The following is a 12,972-nucleotide window of genomic DNA, read 5'->3' as shown; positions in this document are numbered from 1 at the left end:
GGCGGATCATGGCACGGCCGGGGCAGCCGCGACAATGGCGGCGGGTGCGCGAGGCGTGTATGCCTCCATCATTTCGCGGAGGTGTTCCGGCCCCTTGTCCTTGATGATGCCGAGCAGCAGGAACTTCTTCCCGTGCTGCCTCATACGGGAGGAGAACCACTGATCGACTTCTTCGAAGCCCCAGTTGTGCGGCTGGGAGCGACGGCCGGGAAGCGCGCGGTCAAGGATGCCGACCTTGAAGTCGTTCGCTGCGTCGATCCAGTAGTCGTTGTAGGGGATCGGACCGTGTTCTTCGAAAAGAGCCGCGATCTCCGCGAGGAGCACCTTGTGTTCCTCTTCTGCGTACCCGAGCCAGCGGTCGAAGTCGCGCGTTTCCCTCTTGATGTCGAGATGCATTGTGGGTCCCATCCGTTTGGCGAGCGGCACGACGGTGCCGACGTCTTTCATTACGAATACAGCCGGATGCGGCCGCATCAAACAAAAAGGACGCCGAGCTTGCGCTGCGGCGTCCTTTTTAAAGGTGTCGGAGACGGATCAGTCTCGAAGAGACCACATCAGACACCAAATCCAGCCGACAATGGTCCAGCCCGCGAGGAAATTCACGATCAGGATGCCAGCCTTGTTTTCATGCTCGCGATGAACGGCCACGAATGACGGGATGAGATAGACGATAAGCGCAGCGAGAACACCGACGAAGATGAGAGCTGCGAAGAGAGCGAACGGCATTTGTGACCCTTTTTGTTATGTCCGTCCTCGAATTACAGATCAAAATTTCATCGGCGGGAAGCCGTCTGAATCAAAATTCGTGGGCACAACACGAGAAAGGTCAGGCAGCGCGAAAGGATGCCACCCGCGGGTTGAGAAAATCGATGAGGATGCGCGAGAAAATAGCCGGCTTCTCGTGGAACACGGCATGGCCGGCATCCTGGATCGTGATCGGCGTGAACCCGGGGTAGCGCCCTTTGATCTTGGCAATGTAGGACGGCCTCACGAACGGATCGAGAGAGCCGTTGAGCAGGCAGACAGGGATCGACGTCGTCTCTACGAAGCGCTTCTGATCGTGGCACTCGCCATGCATCAGGCTCTTGCCGAACATCTGTCGGACACGGCCGTCGGCGCGCATCAGGTCGGAGATGTAAAGCCGTGAGCCTTGGCCGATGCACAGGGATTCGAACTTGCCGGCGTCGCGCAGATCGAAGTGACGCTTGGAGGCGAGGGCGAGGCCGCCGGAAACCTTGAAACCGCTCAAGGCGGCCAGAAAACCAGCGGATACCGGCGGCGTGCCGGACAGCACAAGACCTGTGACGGGCAACCCGCGGGCCGCGACCTCAATGGCCACATGACCGCCGAGCGACCAGCCGAACACCGCGAAGGAAGACAGCTTGAGGTGAGATGCGAGGTCCTCGACGCAATCGGAGAAACCGCGCACGGAGTAGACGCGAACCGGGTCGGATGCATCGTCGGATAGCCCGTGACCAAGCAGATCAAGGGCGATCAGCCGAAACGCGCGGCCGAGTTCACCAGAAAACAGGTGCGAGAAAACGTTCATCGAATACGAGGAGCCATGAAGGAGAACGAGCGGTGTCCCTTCGCCTCCGCTGTCGCGGAAACGCAAGACCCCATACCGTGATTTGAACTCTGAAACTTCTGGCAACATGGTGAGTTCAATATTTGATTGCGCGCGGCGCGTCAACTTCGCGCGCGGGTTCATTCACTTGGTCGTCAATGTCGCGTTAATGGAACCTGGAAAATTGCACCGACGCGGAACGGTCAGGAAAGCGCGGGCGCGGCTCGCTCCGCGAGCTTGTTCACCGGAACCGCCATGCCGCCGAGCATGTCGTAGGCGCAGCCGTCAGCGAGGTTGAGGACGATCGAGTTCGCGGGATGATCTCCTAGAGGCCGAAGGCGGCCGTATTCGCCTTCGACGAGGGCAACGGCTTCGTTTTCCACGAAGGCGGCTGCCGATGCCATGTCGTCGGCGCAGCCGTGCAAGCAGACGGAACGGCCGTATGTCTTGTAAGAAAGACCGAATGGAGGACGCCACACGGTGCCGGACGTCACGAAGGTGTTCAGCGCTGGCGGCTTGTCGGCGGCCCAGGCGGTCAGGGAGAGCGCCAGCGCCGGCCGGTTCTCGTCGCGTTCGCCCGTCATCGACAGGACTTCTACAAGCTGCATGTCGTGGCCCGCGCCGAACGACAGGAGGAAGGTCGCGTCGCTGAAAGGAACCGCGGCGTCATGCATGGCTTCAACGCAGTCGCGCATCTGGAAATGGAAGATGTCGTCTTTCAGTCCCGTGGGCGCGGAAAACACGATCGCTCTGTCACGGTGATCGACGACGACGAGCGGTGGCTCGGAGCCGTAGGCGTTGTAGAGTTCCTTGCCCTTCACTAGCTGGCCGTAGTTCCAGGCCATCGCATCCAGCGCTTCTTCCAGTCGGCTTCGTTCCAGCGATGCCACGACGACGGTCTCGCGGAACCGACAGAGATCGGGATCGGTCGGTGTCAGATGGCGGCGAAGGGAAGAAAGGAAGCTGGATAGCGTCATGGAATGCGTCACCGGGTGGATGACAAAGGATCGCCCCGGTGACGGCGAGTGTCAAAATCGACGAGCCGATCACCGCCGCTTCGCCGCCTCCGCAACCGCGGCGGCAAGCGGGACGACACGCTGCGACCCGTCGCGCTCGCGGATCGCGACAGCCGCCGCATCCGCCTCCCGACCGCCGACAACGAAGGAGACGGGGATGCGGGCTGAGTGGATATCCACCAGACGCCGCGACAGAGTCTCGTTGCCGTCGTAGAGGACGGCCCGGACACCCGCTTCGCAGAGATCGGCAAGCACCTTCTCGGCATAGGCACGCTGCGCCTGCGAGATCGGGACGACCGCCACCTGGTCGGGAGACAGCCAGTATGGAAGATCGCCGCCGTGGTGTTCGAGCAGCATGGCGAGGAACCGCCCCATCGAGCCGAAAACGGCGTGGTGGATCATGATCGGCACGGCATCCTCGTCGTTCTCGTCAACGTAGGACGCGCCGAGGCGGCCAGGCAGGAGCATGTCGAGCTGGACGGTGCCGCACTGCCAGTCACGCCCCTGGCGGTCGCGCAAGACGAACTCCAGCTTCGGGCCGTAGAACGCGCCTTCACCAGGCTGGAGGCGGAAATCAATGCCGCGCTCCTTGGCGGCGGCGGCCAGCTGCGCCTCGGCCCGATCCCACATCTCGTCGGAGCCTGCGCGGACGGCAGGACGGGTTGAGAACGCCACTTCGTAGCCAGAGAACCCGAGTTCGGAATAGACCCGGTCGAGAAGGCCGATGAAGCGGGACACCTCGCGCTGGACGTCTTCGGGGCGGCAGATGACGTGGGCGTCGTCCTGCTCGAACGAGCGGGTGCGCATCAGGCCGTGCATCGAACCCGACGGCTCGTTGCGGTGGCAGGCACCGAATTCGGCGTAGCGGACAGGAAGGTCGCGGTACGATTTGAGACCCTGGTTGAAGATTTGCAGATGGCACGGGCAGGACATCGGCTTCAACGCGAACTCGCGCCCGTCGCCGTCCTCGACGCAGAACATGTTCGCGCCGAACTTGTCCCAGTGGCCGCTGCGCTCCCAGAGTTCGCGGGGAAGGAGTTGCGGGGTCCTTACCTCGTTGAAGCCCATGCGGCGCATATGCCCGCGGATATAGTCCTCCAGCACGCGGTAGATCGCATATCCACGCGGATGCCAGAACGGCATGCCGGGGGCGTTTTCCTGGATGTGGTAGAGTTCGAGGCTTTGACCGAGCCTGCGGTGATCGAGATCGTCCATTGTCGTGTTCCTTCTTCGTGTTGGGGAGGGACACGGGGCGCGATTTCCGCATAAGAAAAAGGCCCCGTCCGTCGTGCGGCGAGGCCCTTTCTGGTGAAAACGTCGGTTTGCTACCGAACACAGAAAGACGACCCGCCGATGGCGGTGGTCGTCGTTGTGGTCGGGAACTGGCTCGCGTGCGCTTTCATGAGGTCATTGTTACGTACGGCGGCGGTAAAAGTCAACCAGGGCCGGAAATCCAGCCGATGTGTTGACACTGATCGGAGTCTTCAATAAGAAAATCGAAGTCTTGTATTGAGTAGGGAATTGAAGATGTCGAAAGCATTCGCGGTCAATGTCGTGGCGACGCTCGGAGCGGGTGTAGCGTCCACAGCCTTCTCCGTCATCGCCGCCACGGCGGGAAAAATGGAAATCTCGGTCGCCGTCGTCGGCGGACTGTGTTCGCTGGTCGCCATCGGCTCGATCGGAGCCATGATCCTCCCCGAACTGAAGCGGGCGCGCGAATGGGATGCCATGAAGGCTGAAGGCCGGTGTCTCGCCGAACGCTCAGATGCGGCGTTTCGCCTGCGCCGCCAGGACACGGGCCACATGGAGGAACTTGAGCGCGCGCTGACCGCCTGATGATGGAAGAATGCTTCGCGCCGTGCCACGGTCAGGCCGCAACAGAGAGAAATCCATGACCCCAGACGTCAAGATCAAGACCGTGTGCCTGCACCTTTCGGATTCGTCGTTGGACCTTCCGGCGGTCTTCGGCGCGAGGATCAGGGCCGCCGGGGGCAAGTTTGCGGAGCTGCGCAAGAAGAGCATGAGCCGTCGCTACGTGACGCTTCCGTTTTCCGAGAGCGATCTGATCGACGAACTCATGGATCGCTACCGCACGGGGCCGAAGACGACCATGGTCATCGAAAACCTATCTTCCGAGACGTTGACGTGGGAGCGCTGCGCCGAAGTGCGAAACAGCCACATGGCGGTCTTCCACTGGCAGCGCGGCGGCGGCGAGAAAGCCAGCGCCTTCCTCGAGCGGGTCTTCAACGAAAAGCTCGTCGCCACCGACTGGTCGCAAGACATGGCGCGGTGGTCCAAGATGGACAGGGACGCCGCGGATCGCAAGCGCGCTTTCGATTTCGGGAACAGGATCGCCGACCTTCGTGAGCGGATCGCCGCCGAAGCCGTCAGGATCGCGGAAGGTGCCAACGACATCGACCCGCTCAAGGAGCTGGCGGCGGAGTACGCCGAGGTCTGCGCCGCGGCCGGCGTCGCCATCGAGCGGAAAGGCGACAGCGAGCTTATCGTGAGCGCCGGGATGAAGCCGTAGGTAGGGCGGGCAGTCTAGCGCGAGGATTTCGGTCGAGCGAATGGCCGGCCACAATCATCGTGAACGTCCGAAACGAGGAGCTTGGAATGTCCACGGTCAACATAGCTCTTGCTGTCATGTCTATCCTGATTCCGGTATTGCTCGTGGTAAACCACTATCTCGACAAGGCGAACCGCATTCTCTGATGGATCACGGTTCGCTTTCGGACCTCGTTGGCCTTACGGCTGCCAGTCGTTTCTGAACGCCTTCATTTCCGCCTCGACCGCCCTGCGGCCGTTGTAGACCAGTTCGCCGTCGGCGGTCCTGATTTCCAGGATGCGATCACCGGTTCCCTCGGCGCTTTCGATAACGGCTTCGAGGCTCGGAACCCTTCCGGAGTTCTCGTAGTATGCGATGTCTTCTTCACTTAGCAGCGGCGTCGGATCGTCCGCCTCGCAATGCCCCTCGTGTTCCCAGATGAGCGCTGACAGGCTCTTGAGCCATTCGAGCGTCGGCTCGGCGGGCGTCGGCGCGGTGGCGCGCTCGTAGGACGCTTCCTTCGCCGCCTTCCGTGCGATCAGATCGCGGGACACGCGCAGGAGTTCGGTGCAGAACTGCTGGCCGATGTCGCTGGAGGCTTTCACCTCCTCGATGAGGGTCTCTCGGGTTATCGGGCCGTTCGCCGTCATCCAAGCGGTCGAGCCAGGGGTCATCTCGGCGAGGGTTGGGACGACGATGTCCTTGATGACGTCGGGAATGATGCCGGAGATTTTCATCTTGTTTTCCGTGGTTGATCCCCGAACGGTAGGGGAGCGATCCGCGTTCATCAAATCCGCCAGTACCTCGCTGCCGGCGAAATTCTTCCATGGTGGAATGCATCTAATTTCAACATGTTGAACAAATAATAGGCAGCGGTTGTTTAACTAATGGGCAATCTGCTACAGTCGTTCGAACAGCTTTACGCTACGGAGGCCAGGGAATGCAGGCTATCGAAGCAACAAGAACAGCGAAGGTCATCGACCTCGCGGCCTTCCGGTTCGCAAAAACCGCGAAACCCAAGGACGACGCGATGCGTGCGCAGGCGGCCCAGTACTGCGACGCCGCCGATAGCGCCGCATGGTATCACCGCGAGGCGGTGCGCGAGGACCTTCACTAAGCACAACCTGCGTTTACAAATCGGTTTTCCGATGTAGTCTGGCGGCTTCACGGACCGGAACCGCATGGACTTAACGCTCGACGACCTGTTTTCGCGATGCTTCGACGGTATGATGCTTGTCGCGCTCGATGCGTCGAGCCTCGATCCGGTACCGATCTCAGCCGTGCCGTCGGGCAGGAAGTGCGGTTGCATATGCCCGATCTGCTACGGTGGGATGGTCGCGAGAAAAGGCACCGTCAGGACCCACAGCTTCGCACACCAGGCGGACGCTCACGGCCTCGGATGCGCCCATGCCGCGGAATCCATCTTGCACAGGCTCGCCAAGGCGGTCATAGAGCGGAAGCGCGAGATCAGGGTGGCCGACACCCAAGTCCGCGACGAACTAGGACCCCTGACCATCGTCCAGGGCAAGATGGTCCATTTCGACCGCGTGGAACTCGAAAAGAGGACGGGCGAAGTCATTCCCGACGTCGTGTGTTCGGCCGGACGTCGGAAGCTCCACGTGGAGTTCAAGGTCACGCACGGATGTTCGGCCGAAAAACTCTCCAAGCTGGCGGGCCTCGATGTCGCCGTCATGGAAGTGGACCTTTCGGAATACCGACACTTCAAGCTCAAGGAACTAGACTTCATCATCCTCGACGAAGCGCCGAGGACGATGCTCCTCAGCCCCCTCCATGAGAGGGGCAAGGCGCTCCTCGAACGAAGGATCGCGGAGACGGCCGAGGAAGTCCTCAGGAGGATGTCGACGTTCCAGCCCATGCGATCTCGAGAGGTGCTGTTCTCCGGCCGCCTGGAGCGGACACTGCGGTCGCCGTTCATCTCCGAGTTCGTCGAAGGCCTGAACCTCTTCGAGATCGCGGACCTCGAATGGCAATCATGGATACTCTGGACGATCCTGCAACGGCCGGACGCGCCGCCGACGACAGCCGAACTGGTAGGCGCTTTCCGGGCGAACGGATGGGTCGGCGCACACGAGAAGCTGATCAAGCCGTCGGTGGCGAGATACGCCCGATCTGTCCTGAAGGCGCGTGTCATGACGCTTGACGAGATCGTATCGACGTTCCTGCGGCACATCGGCGAGCTGGGGCTGGTCAAGCGGAGCGACGACGGGAAGTGGATCGCGACCGCCGATCTGGCGACATACGAGAAGAACAGGAAGGTCAGGCGGGGAGGAAGGCCAGGCCTCGCCCAGCAACTGACCCAACAAGGAAACCTCGAATACCGTAAACGCATCATCCGTGAACATTACAGCGCCATCCTCGCCGTTCTCGAGCCGCACCGCCTGCCGGAAGCGGACACGTGGTTGATCGAGACATCCCGACACTTCGGCCTGACACCGTTCGAACTGGCGATGGAAAGCTACCTCTTGGAAGAGATGGCGATGTTGAGAAGGGACGTCGAACGGGGTCGCGCGCTTGAAGGACGGTCGCTCCTCGCGGTCGTCCTTCAACACCAGTCGGCGGAACCGGCTTGGCCGGCCTGATCGCCGAAGGTAACATCCGAGCAAACGCTCAAGGAGATTCGCGTGCCACAGTTCTTCGTCAAGCAGCCGGACGGCAAATTCGCGGTGTTCAGCACGGTGGTCGACGACTTCCACGGAATGGGGATGTCCGAGGAGGAGGCGCTGGAACACGCGCGCGACGAAATGCGGATTGGACCCGACGACATTGACGCGGTGTTCGGGAAGGCAAGACGGGACGAGCCGTTCTGGGATACGCCGGACCGGGGAGACGGTCTCAACAGATGGCGGCAGGCATTGGTGCCGCTCGCGATCCGGCATGGACTGGAGACAGTTTCGGAGCGTTTGCGCGAGATGGAGCTGGGTGACGACGCCATTCCGCCGGAAGCGATCCGCGCCGCCGGGGACGGTCATCGAAGACCGGGGCGCTAGCCCCGGTTAACGTAGGGTGAGGTCGTTGACGGATCACGAGCGGTAATCACCGCAAGCATTGGATTACATGCGAGGTTCGCGATGTCTGTCAGCGCGTTCCGGCCTCAGGGCGGCTGCCGGGTTGTCGCCCCACAACGACCGCATCGTATGCAGCGATCGGCCAGTTCTGGCATCGTAGAAGTCGGCATGGATGTCGTAAAACATCCCGAAGTGATCGCGAAGCGACGTATATTCGTCCACGGTCAGTTCGCGTGCGATCAAGCGAAGAAGTTCTTCCGGTGTCAGATCGACAGACATGTCTTCCATGCGCAGTTGAACGGACGGCTGGTCCGAGAGAAGCGATGGAATATTGTCGCGAGCGACGAGGTCGAGCGGATTGAACACTATAGCCGCGCCATCGTCCAATGCTTCGATGACATTTCCCTGTGGGTCCCGTGGCTGCTCGCCGGTGGCACCCCAGATAACGCACCCGACCAGAGCGTTAGGGGTCGTTCTGAAGGTCTTTTCGGCGTCTGTGATCTCAAACCAAGGCATGTCGATGCCGACGGCGTCGCGGTTCTGGGGAGGGTGGTTCTCGTATTCGGGAAACGGCATGTCGGTTTACCTCTGATTTGGGGAATGACTACGCGACTTACGCGGAGAAGACAACGTCAGGGACGAAGCTGCGACTGATCCGGCGCGGGCGCGAACGAGGAGAAATACTCGATGACGCCGTCGGCGTCGTCATTGTCGACGAGCTGGTGGACGATCGTCGCGGCCTCGAGAGCGTCGCCGACCGAAAGCGGCGTCGCATGGGCGAGGAACTCCAGGGCTGCGGCATGGATTTCGGCCTCGAAGTCCGTGATCATCGGAAAACCGGGATAACGGGGATCGTCGTGGGGGACGCGCAGCGGATGGGTCATGGCGATCTCGGCGAGGACCTTGAAGGTCGCCTCGGCGGGAATGCCTTCCTTGACCGCCCAGAGGGAGGAGAAGCCCTTCAGGACGGCGGCGTTCCAGGCGTCGTTCCAGATCGACGCGCCGACACGGCCGAGATCGTTGTCCCCGATCATAATGATGTCGTACAGGTCGCGGCCGGGTTCATGGAGTGGGTGGCGACGGCCGGAGCCACCGGTCTTTTCCGACAATGCGGATACCATGACAGACCAGAAAACCGGGCCGGTGTCGCAGTAGTCGTGGCTGGCGCAAGGAGTTTGTTCCCCGAAGAACACGCCGTACGTGTTGGCATAGTCAATACCGATCAGCTGGCTCTCGGTGAGCCTGACGGCGAGGGCTTCGCGGAACTTGTCGGCGATCCGCGACACGAGCTCCTTGCGAACATTCGGATCGTCCTTGGCGGTCATCAGATAGGTGGCGTGGTTCGGATACATGCAGCTGTTCTTTCCGGATTTCACTGGCATTCGCAAGCCGTCGTTTCCCGAACTCTATGGAGACCAACTGCACCTTACAATGCAGGCTGCCCACGATCGAACACCATGAACGACGAGACGATGGATTCATCCCAAGAGGGACGGGCCGCCATTTCGACGACATCTCCGTACATGCCGAGGAACCCGCAGTAACGCTTGAGAAGCCCGTTCCGACCGGCAGAGGCAACGAGCTCGGGCGCGGTATGCTTGATCGTTTCCACGAAGACCGAGCCGTCGGCAGTGGGAAGTCGGGTGCTGCCGTAGGGGTGATCGGCGTCGATGTTCGTGACGACCGCGAGGCCGCGGGGGCGCAACACCCTTCCGATTTCCGCGAAGGCGCTATCGACGTCGCGGACATGCGTCAGGACCCGACAGCAGATGACCGCTTCGAACGAAGCGTCGGGAAAAGGCAGGCTCTCAGCTCCGCCTTTGCGGAGATCGAGCGCGGGATGGCCGGAGCGCGCGACGGCAAGCATGCCCTCGCTCAGGTCGACACCTGACGCGCGCTCGAAAAGGTCGCGAAGGCGGCCGAGGTAGTAACCCGTGCCGCAACCGACATCCAGAAGGTCTCCCCGCGGAGACGGGCGGCTTTCCAGAAACCGACGCACAAGGGGAAACTCGTGTTCGCGCCAGAAGTCCTGCCAGCTCCAGTCGTCGTAGTGAACGGCTGCAAGGTCATACCCGGCTTCCGGCGAAAGATGTTCTTGTATGGCGGCTTCCGACATGCGTTCTCCGTTGACCAAGCTGAACTAGAACCGGTCGATTGGAGACTAATTAAAGACCCCACACCCGGAAATCAAGCGGAGTTTGTCCAGGTTACGAGCGCGGAGACGAGTACTGGGCCGAGAATGAAACCGGAATATCGATGGTGTCGGCGAAGTCCTGTTTGTACTCGTCCGGCATCAGCTCGACGAATTTTCGGAAGGACGCGAACCGGTGGGCGTGGTTTTCCATTCCGTAGCCGATCTTGTGCGCGTCCGGCAGCATCGCGGCCGCCTCGAAGGCGTCCGCGAACGCGAAGACGTTTTCCACCGTCGGCTCTGCCTGCAGTGCCAACCCCAACCGTTTGGTGTCCTCGCCCCAGTAAGCGGCATTGGCGATGTTCAATTGCGCCATGCTGGCGAGCTTGAGGCCGGCTTCGAGGACGGGATTGGCCGAGAGCGGGACCGTCGGCGCGTCGACCAGAAATTCGCAGTCGCTGTGCCAGCTGCGTTCGTTCTTGCGGGCGATGCCGCACTCGCTTTCAAGCCATGACGCGAACCGGTCGACCAAGTCCATGCGATCGAAGGGGAAGGAATAATCGCCGCTGGCGACCAGGCTCAGATCGACGGAATAACCATCGCCGCCGATGTGGACGTTGATCTTGGGGTCGTGGTTCTTGGCGTAGACAACGCCATCCACGATCACCAGGTTGTCGGTGATGAAGGCCTGAAGCTCGTCGACAGCGGCGTTCCGGCCGGAATCCTCGATGTGTTTATCCTTGAGAATGCCGGCCTCGTAGCCGGAGCTGTAGCTGTACCAGAATTGTGTCGACTTCACTTTAAGGATGTCGGGAAGCCAGCGGACGCCGTCGCTGGCCATTTGAGAGAGGGTTTCGACATTCAAACGCGTTTGATCGCGCAGGCGAGGGGAAGCGTCGATGTCGCGCATCAGGTGGCCTTGGTACTGGTGGAACACCGTGTCGGAAATCAGCAGCTCGCCGTCCTCGCGGCGGTACCGCAAACGAAATGTCAGCGCGGGTTCGAGCTCAGACGGGTCAGCGACGGGAAAGTCGAACCACGCCTTGTCGATGACCTTGTAGTCCTGTGGGGAGCGGCACTTGGGCGGAATGCCACTGTTCTTGTAGACGATCGGAAGTTCGAATTGCATGCCCATGTCGCTGCGTCCCTGTCGATGGTCGCAATATGGACCGCTTCCGGGCAATCGACAACGGCATGGGGTTAAAGCCGCCGCGGAACGCATGGCGTCCGGCGGCGGCCAACGCATCAGGCGATGATGCCCCTCGCCCGGGCGGCTTTCAGCCATACCGGGAACTCGCTCATCATGCGGTCGTAGAGTTCCTCCTCGCTGACCCTGTGCAGATCGTCGATTGCGAAGAAGCCGGCGTTGTCAACCAACCGGCCTGTCATCGTGTCCAGTTCCTGAAGCGCGCCGTACTTACTCCCGCCGACGCCGATGAACTGCCAGAAGATCGGAAGTTTGGCAGCATCCTTAATCAACGCTTTGATTTCGCTGTTTTTGTACACCCCGCCATCGCTGATGAATAGCACGAAGACGGGGTCCTTGCCGCCTTGTCTGCCGACGAACTCCATAATGTCCTTGATGACCGCAGGCTCGTTGTTGCCCGCTCCGATCTTGAACATGCCGAATTTTTCGGCTTCACGCTTCACGTAGTCGCGCACGTTGTCCAACGTGACGTTCGGGAGCTTCTTCTGCTTGTCGGCGAAAATCCAGCAATCGAGTTCGCCGTTGTCGTCGAAATGGACAGCGAGCGGAACAACCCGGTCGACGACCTCCTGAACACGGCCCTTGCTGTACTGAAACGCCATGGAACCCGACTTGTCGAGGACCAGATAGACCGCGGCGACGACGTCGGCAAGCTTGTTCTTCTCGAGCGAGACCTGTGCCTTCTTGGCGAGGCTGACGAGATGGGGGGCCTTTTCCGCGACCCGCTTTTCGAGCGATACCTTCGTCGGTGCGGGAGGCGGAGGAGGAGCGGATGAGGCCGTTGCCGACGGAGCCGAAGAAGCGGAAGAAGCGGGAGCGTCGTCGATCACCACGCCAAAGTGGGTCGCCAGCGGCGCAAGACCGCCTTCGAAGCCCTGTCCGACGCAGCGGAACTTCCATTCGCCGTTGCGGCGGTAGAACTCACCGAGGATCAGCGCGGTTTCCGTCTTGCCTTGGGTCGGAACCGTGGCCCGGAGGCCCCCGATGTCGATATCGATGTCGGAGAAGGATGCGAAGCGCACCTTGTTCTCGTGGATGGTGGCGGTCAGCGACACCTTCTCGACCCCTGCGTCGATGGCAGCGAGGTTCAGACGGAACACTGTACGGCCGCTGTCGCTCTCGGCGAGGACCACGTTTCCGCCCGAAACGGAGGGCTGACCGTAGAAACACATGTCCCGGTCGTTTCGAACCTTGCCGTCCGCCTTGAGGAGGAACGCCGAAACGTCGACGTCGATACCGGCGAGCGGCCGGAGCGTAATTATTGCCGAGATGTTGTTGGATGGGACCGCGGCGTTAGCGCCGGGCGTCAGGATCGACATGCGTTGAGTGCTCCGTCGGGTTGAAGACAGCGCACATTGTCGAAGAGGAGTTGAAACGTCAACCGCTCCATAGACCGTAAAGACCGGAAAGGTAAACGAAGACCCGGGAACGGCTTCCGCAAAGAAGAAGAGCGTCGCCACGCCGGCGACGCTCTGGG

Annotated in this window: 16 protein-coding genes; 5 read left to right on the top strand and 11 right to left on the bottom strand. The window is 61.1% G+C overall.

Annotated elements, in window-relative coordinates; translation table 11 throughout:
• Nucleotides 1–6: 6 nt before the first annotated feature.
• From FHT76_RS03290 to thrS, 5 genes are all read right to left on the bottom strand, one after another.
• A complete protein-coding gene (locus FHT76_RS03290) occupies nucleotides 7–447 on the bottom strand; it encodes a hypothetical protein (protein WP_259184274.1) in 441 nt (146 codons plus the stop codon).
• Between the two features lie 87 nt (nucleotides 448–534).
• Entirely contained in the window at nucleotides 535–726 is a 192-nt protein-coding gene (locus FHT76_RS03285; protein WP_259184272.1) for a superinfection immunity protein, read from the bottom strand.
• Between the two features lie 100 nt (nucleotides 727–826).
• Nucleotides 827–1,657, bottom strand: a complete 831-nt coding sequence (locus tag FHT76_RS03280; protein WP_259184271.1) for an alpha/beta fold hydrolase — start codon at nucleotides 1,655–1,657, stop codon at nucleotides 827–829.
• Between the two features lie 113 nt (nucleotides 1,658–1,770).
• Complete coding sequence (locus tag FHT76_RS03275) at nucleotides 1,771–2,544, bottom strand: hypothetical protein (RefSeq protein WP_259184269.1); 774 nt, start codon at nucleotides 2,542–2,544, stop codon at nucleotides 1,771–1,773.
• Nucleotides 2,545–2,613: 69 nt separating this feature from the next.
• Entirely contained in the window at nucleotides 2,614–3,798 is a 1,185-nt protein-coding gene (gene thrS / locus FHT76_RS03270; RefSeq protein WP_259184268.1) for a threonine--tRNA ligase, read from the bottom strand.
• A gap of 312 nt (nucleotides 3,799–4,110) precedes the next feature.
• Here thrS and FHT76_RS03265 point away from each other — a divergent pair, with 312 nt between their 5' ends.
• Both FHT76_RS03265 and FHT76_RS03260 read left to right on the top strand, forming a co-directional pair.
• Nucleotides 4,111–4,419: a hypothetical protein gene (locus FHT76_RS03265; protein WP_259184267.1), complete on the top strand. Its 309-nt coding sequence runs from the start codon at nucleotides 4,111–4,113 to the stop codon at nucleotides 4,417–4,419.
• A gap of 55 nt (nucleotides 4,420–4,474) precedes the next feature.
• Nucleotides 4,475–5,113 carry a hypothetical protein gene (locus FHT76_RS03260; protein WP_259184266.1) on the top strand — a complete coding sequence of 213 codons (639 nt, stop codon included), beginning with the start codon at nucleotides 4,475–4,477 and terminating at the stop codon, nucleotides 5,111–5,113.
• Nucleotides 5,114–5,331: 218 nt separating this feature from the next.
• Here the strand turns inward: FHT76_RS03260 and FHT76_RS03255 are convergent, their stop codons facing one another.
• The gene (locus tag FHT76_RS03255) at nucleotides 5,332–5,868 is read right to left on the bottom strand and encodes a hypothetical protein (RefSeq protein WP_259184265.1); all 537 of its coding nucleotides are present in this window, start codon (nucleotides 5,866–5,868) and stop codon (nucleotides 5,332–5,334) included.
• A gap of 203 nt (nucleotides 5,869–6,071) precedes the next feature.
• On the opposite strand from FHT76_RS03255, the gene FHT76_RS03250 reads away from it, so the two are divergent.
• From FHT76_RS03250 to FHT76_RS03240, 3 genes are all read left to right on the top strand, one after another.
• Nucleotides 6,072–6,248, top strand: coding sequence for a DUF2735 domain-containing protein (locus FHT76_RS03250; RefSeq protein ID WP_259184264.1), 177 nt, complete (start codon nucleotides 6,072–6,074; stop codon nucleotides 6,246–6,248).
• Between the two features lie 64 nt (nucleotides 6,249–6,312).
• Nucleotides 6,313–7,731, top strand: a complete 1,419-nt coding sequence (locus FHT76_RS03245; protein WP_259184262.1) for a hypothetical protein — start codon at nucleotides 6,313–6,315, stop codon at nucleotides 7,729–7,731.
• A gap of 42 nt (nucleotides 7,732–7,773) precedes the next feature.
• Complete coding sequence (locus FHT76_RS03240) at nucleotides 7,774–8,139, top strand: hypothetical protein (RefSeq protein WP_259184261.1); 366 nt, start codon at nucleotides 7,774–7,776, stop codon at nucleotides 8,137–8,139.
• A gap of 63 nt (nucleotides 8,140–8,202) precedes the next feature.
• Here FHT76_RS03240 and FHT76_RS03235 read toward each other — a convergent pair whose 3' ends face one another.
• The 5 genes from FHT76_RS03235 to FHT76_RS03215 all read right to left on the bottom strand — a co-directional run bounded on the left by FHT76_RS03235 (nucleotide 8,203) and on the right by FHT76_RS03215 (nucleotide 12,814).
• Nucleotides 8,203–8,733, bottom strand: coding sequence for a hypothetical protein (locus FHT76_RS03235; protein ID WP_259184260.1), 531 nt, complete (start codon nucleotides 8,731–8,733; stop codon nucleotides 8,203–8,205).
• 56 nt (nucleotides 8,734–8,789) lie between these two features.
• Nucleotides 8,790–9,509 (bottom strand): hypothetical protein, encoded by a 720-nt coding sequence (locus FHT76_RS03230; RefSeq protein ID WP_259184259.1) that lies wholly within the window; start codon nucleotides 9,507–9,509, stop codon nucleotides 8,790–8,792.
• Between the two features lie 74 nt (nucleotides 9,510–9,583).
• The gene (locus FHT76_RS03225; RefSeq protein WP_259184258.1) at nucleotides 9,584–10,273 is read right to left on the bottom strand and encodes a class I SAM-dependent methyltransferase; all 690 of its coding nucleotides are present in this window, start codon (nucleotides 10,271–10,273) and stop codon (nucleotides 9,584–9,586) included.
• A gap of 91 nt (nucleotides 10,274–10,364) precedes the next feature.
• Nucleotides 10,365–11,423, bottom strand: a complete 1,059-nt coding sequence (locus FHT76_RS03220) for a hypothetical protein (protein ID WP_259184257.1) — start codon at nucleotides 11,421–11,423, stop codon at nucleotides 10,365–10,367.
• A gap of 110 nt (nucleotides 11,424–11,533) precedes the next feature.
• Nucleotides 11,534–12,814, bottom strand: coding sequence for a VWA domain-containing protein (locus FHT76_RS03215; RefSeq protein ID WP_259184256.1), 1,281 nt, complete (start codon nucleotides 12,812–12,814; stop codon nucleotides 11,534–11,536).
• Between the last annotated feature and the right edge of the window lie 158 nt (nucleotides 12,815–12,972).

The organism is Rhizobium sp. BK176, from assembly GCF_024808055.1.
The sequence above is the reverse complement of the archived record's forward strand: the minus strand, read 5'-3'. Positions and strand labels throughout refer to the sequence as shown.

Bases quoted from the DNA above. Each gene is read 5' to 3' on its own strand.
- FHT76_RS03255 (WP_259184265.1), bottom strand. From the start codon at position 5,868: ATGAAAATCTCCGGCATCATTCCCGACGTCATCAAGGACATCGTCGTC.
- FHT76_RS03260 (WP_259184266.1), top strand. From the start codon at position 4,475: ATGACCCCAGACGTCAAGATCAAGACCGTGTGCCTGCACCTTTCGGAT.
- FHT76_RS03290 (WP_259184274.1), bottom strand. From the start codon at position 447: ATGAAAGACGTCGGCACCGTCGTGCCGCTCGCCAAACGGATGGGACCC.
- FHT76_RS03280 (WP_259184271.1), bottom strand. From the start codon at position 1,657: ATGTTGCCAGAAGTTTCAGAGTTCAAATCACGGTATGGGGTCTTGCGT.
- FHT76_RS03245 (WP_259184262.1), top strand. From the start codon at position 6,313: ATGGACTTAACGCTCGACGACCTGTTTTCGCGATGCTTCGACGGTATG.
- FHT76_RS03225 (WP_259184258.1), bottom strand. From the start codon at position 10,273: ATGTCGGAAGCCGCCATACAAGAACATCTTTCGCCGGAAGCCGGGTAT.
- FHT76_RS03265 (WP_259184267.1), top strand. From the start codon at position 4,111: ATGTCGAAAGCATTCGCGGTCAATGTCGTGGCGACGCTCGGAGCGGGT.
- FHT76_RS03230 (WP_259184259.1), bottom strand. From the start codon at position 9,509: ATGTATCCGAACCACGCCACCTATCTGATGACCGCCAAGGACGATCCG.
- FHT76_RS03235 (WP_259184260.1), bottom strand. From the start codon at position 8,733: ATGCCGTTTCCCGAATACGAGAACCACCCTCCCCAGAACCGCGACGCC.
- thrS (WP_259184268.1), bottom strand. From the start codon at position 3,798: ATGGACGATCTCGATCACCGCAGGCTCGGTCAAAGCCTCGAACTCTAC.
- FHT76_RS03285 (WP_259184272.1), bottom strand. From the start codon at position 726: ATGCCGTTCGCTCTCTTCGCAGCTCTCATCTTCGTCGGTGTTCTCGCT.
- FHT76_RS03220 (WP_259184257.1), bottom strand. From the start codon at position 11,423: ATGGGCATGCAATTCGAACTTCCGATCGTCTACAAGAACAGTGGCATT.
- FHT76_RS03215 (WP_259184256.1), bottom strand. From the start codon at position 12,814: ATGTCGATCCTGACGCCCGGCGCTAACGCCGCGGTCCCATCCAACAAC.
- FHT76_RS03250 (WP_259184264.1), top strand. From the start codon at position 6,072: ATGCAGGCTATCGAAGCAACAAGAACAGCGAAGGTCATCGACCTCGCG.
- FHT76_RS03275 (WP_259184269.1), bottom strand. From the start codon at position 2,544: ATGACGCTATCCAGCTTCCTTTCTTCCCTTCGCCGCCATCTGACACCG.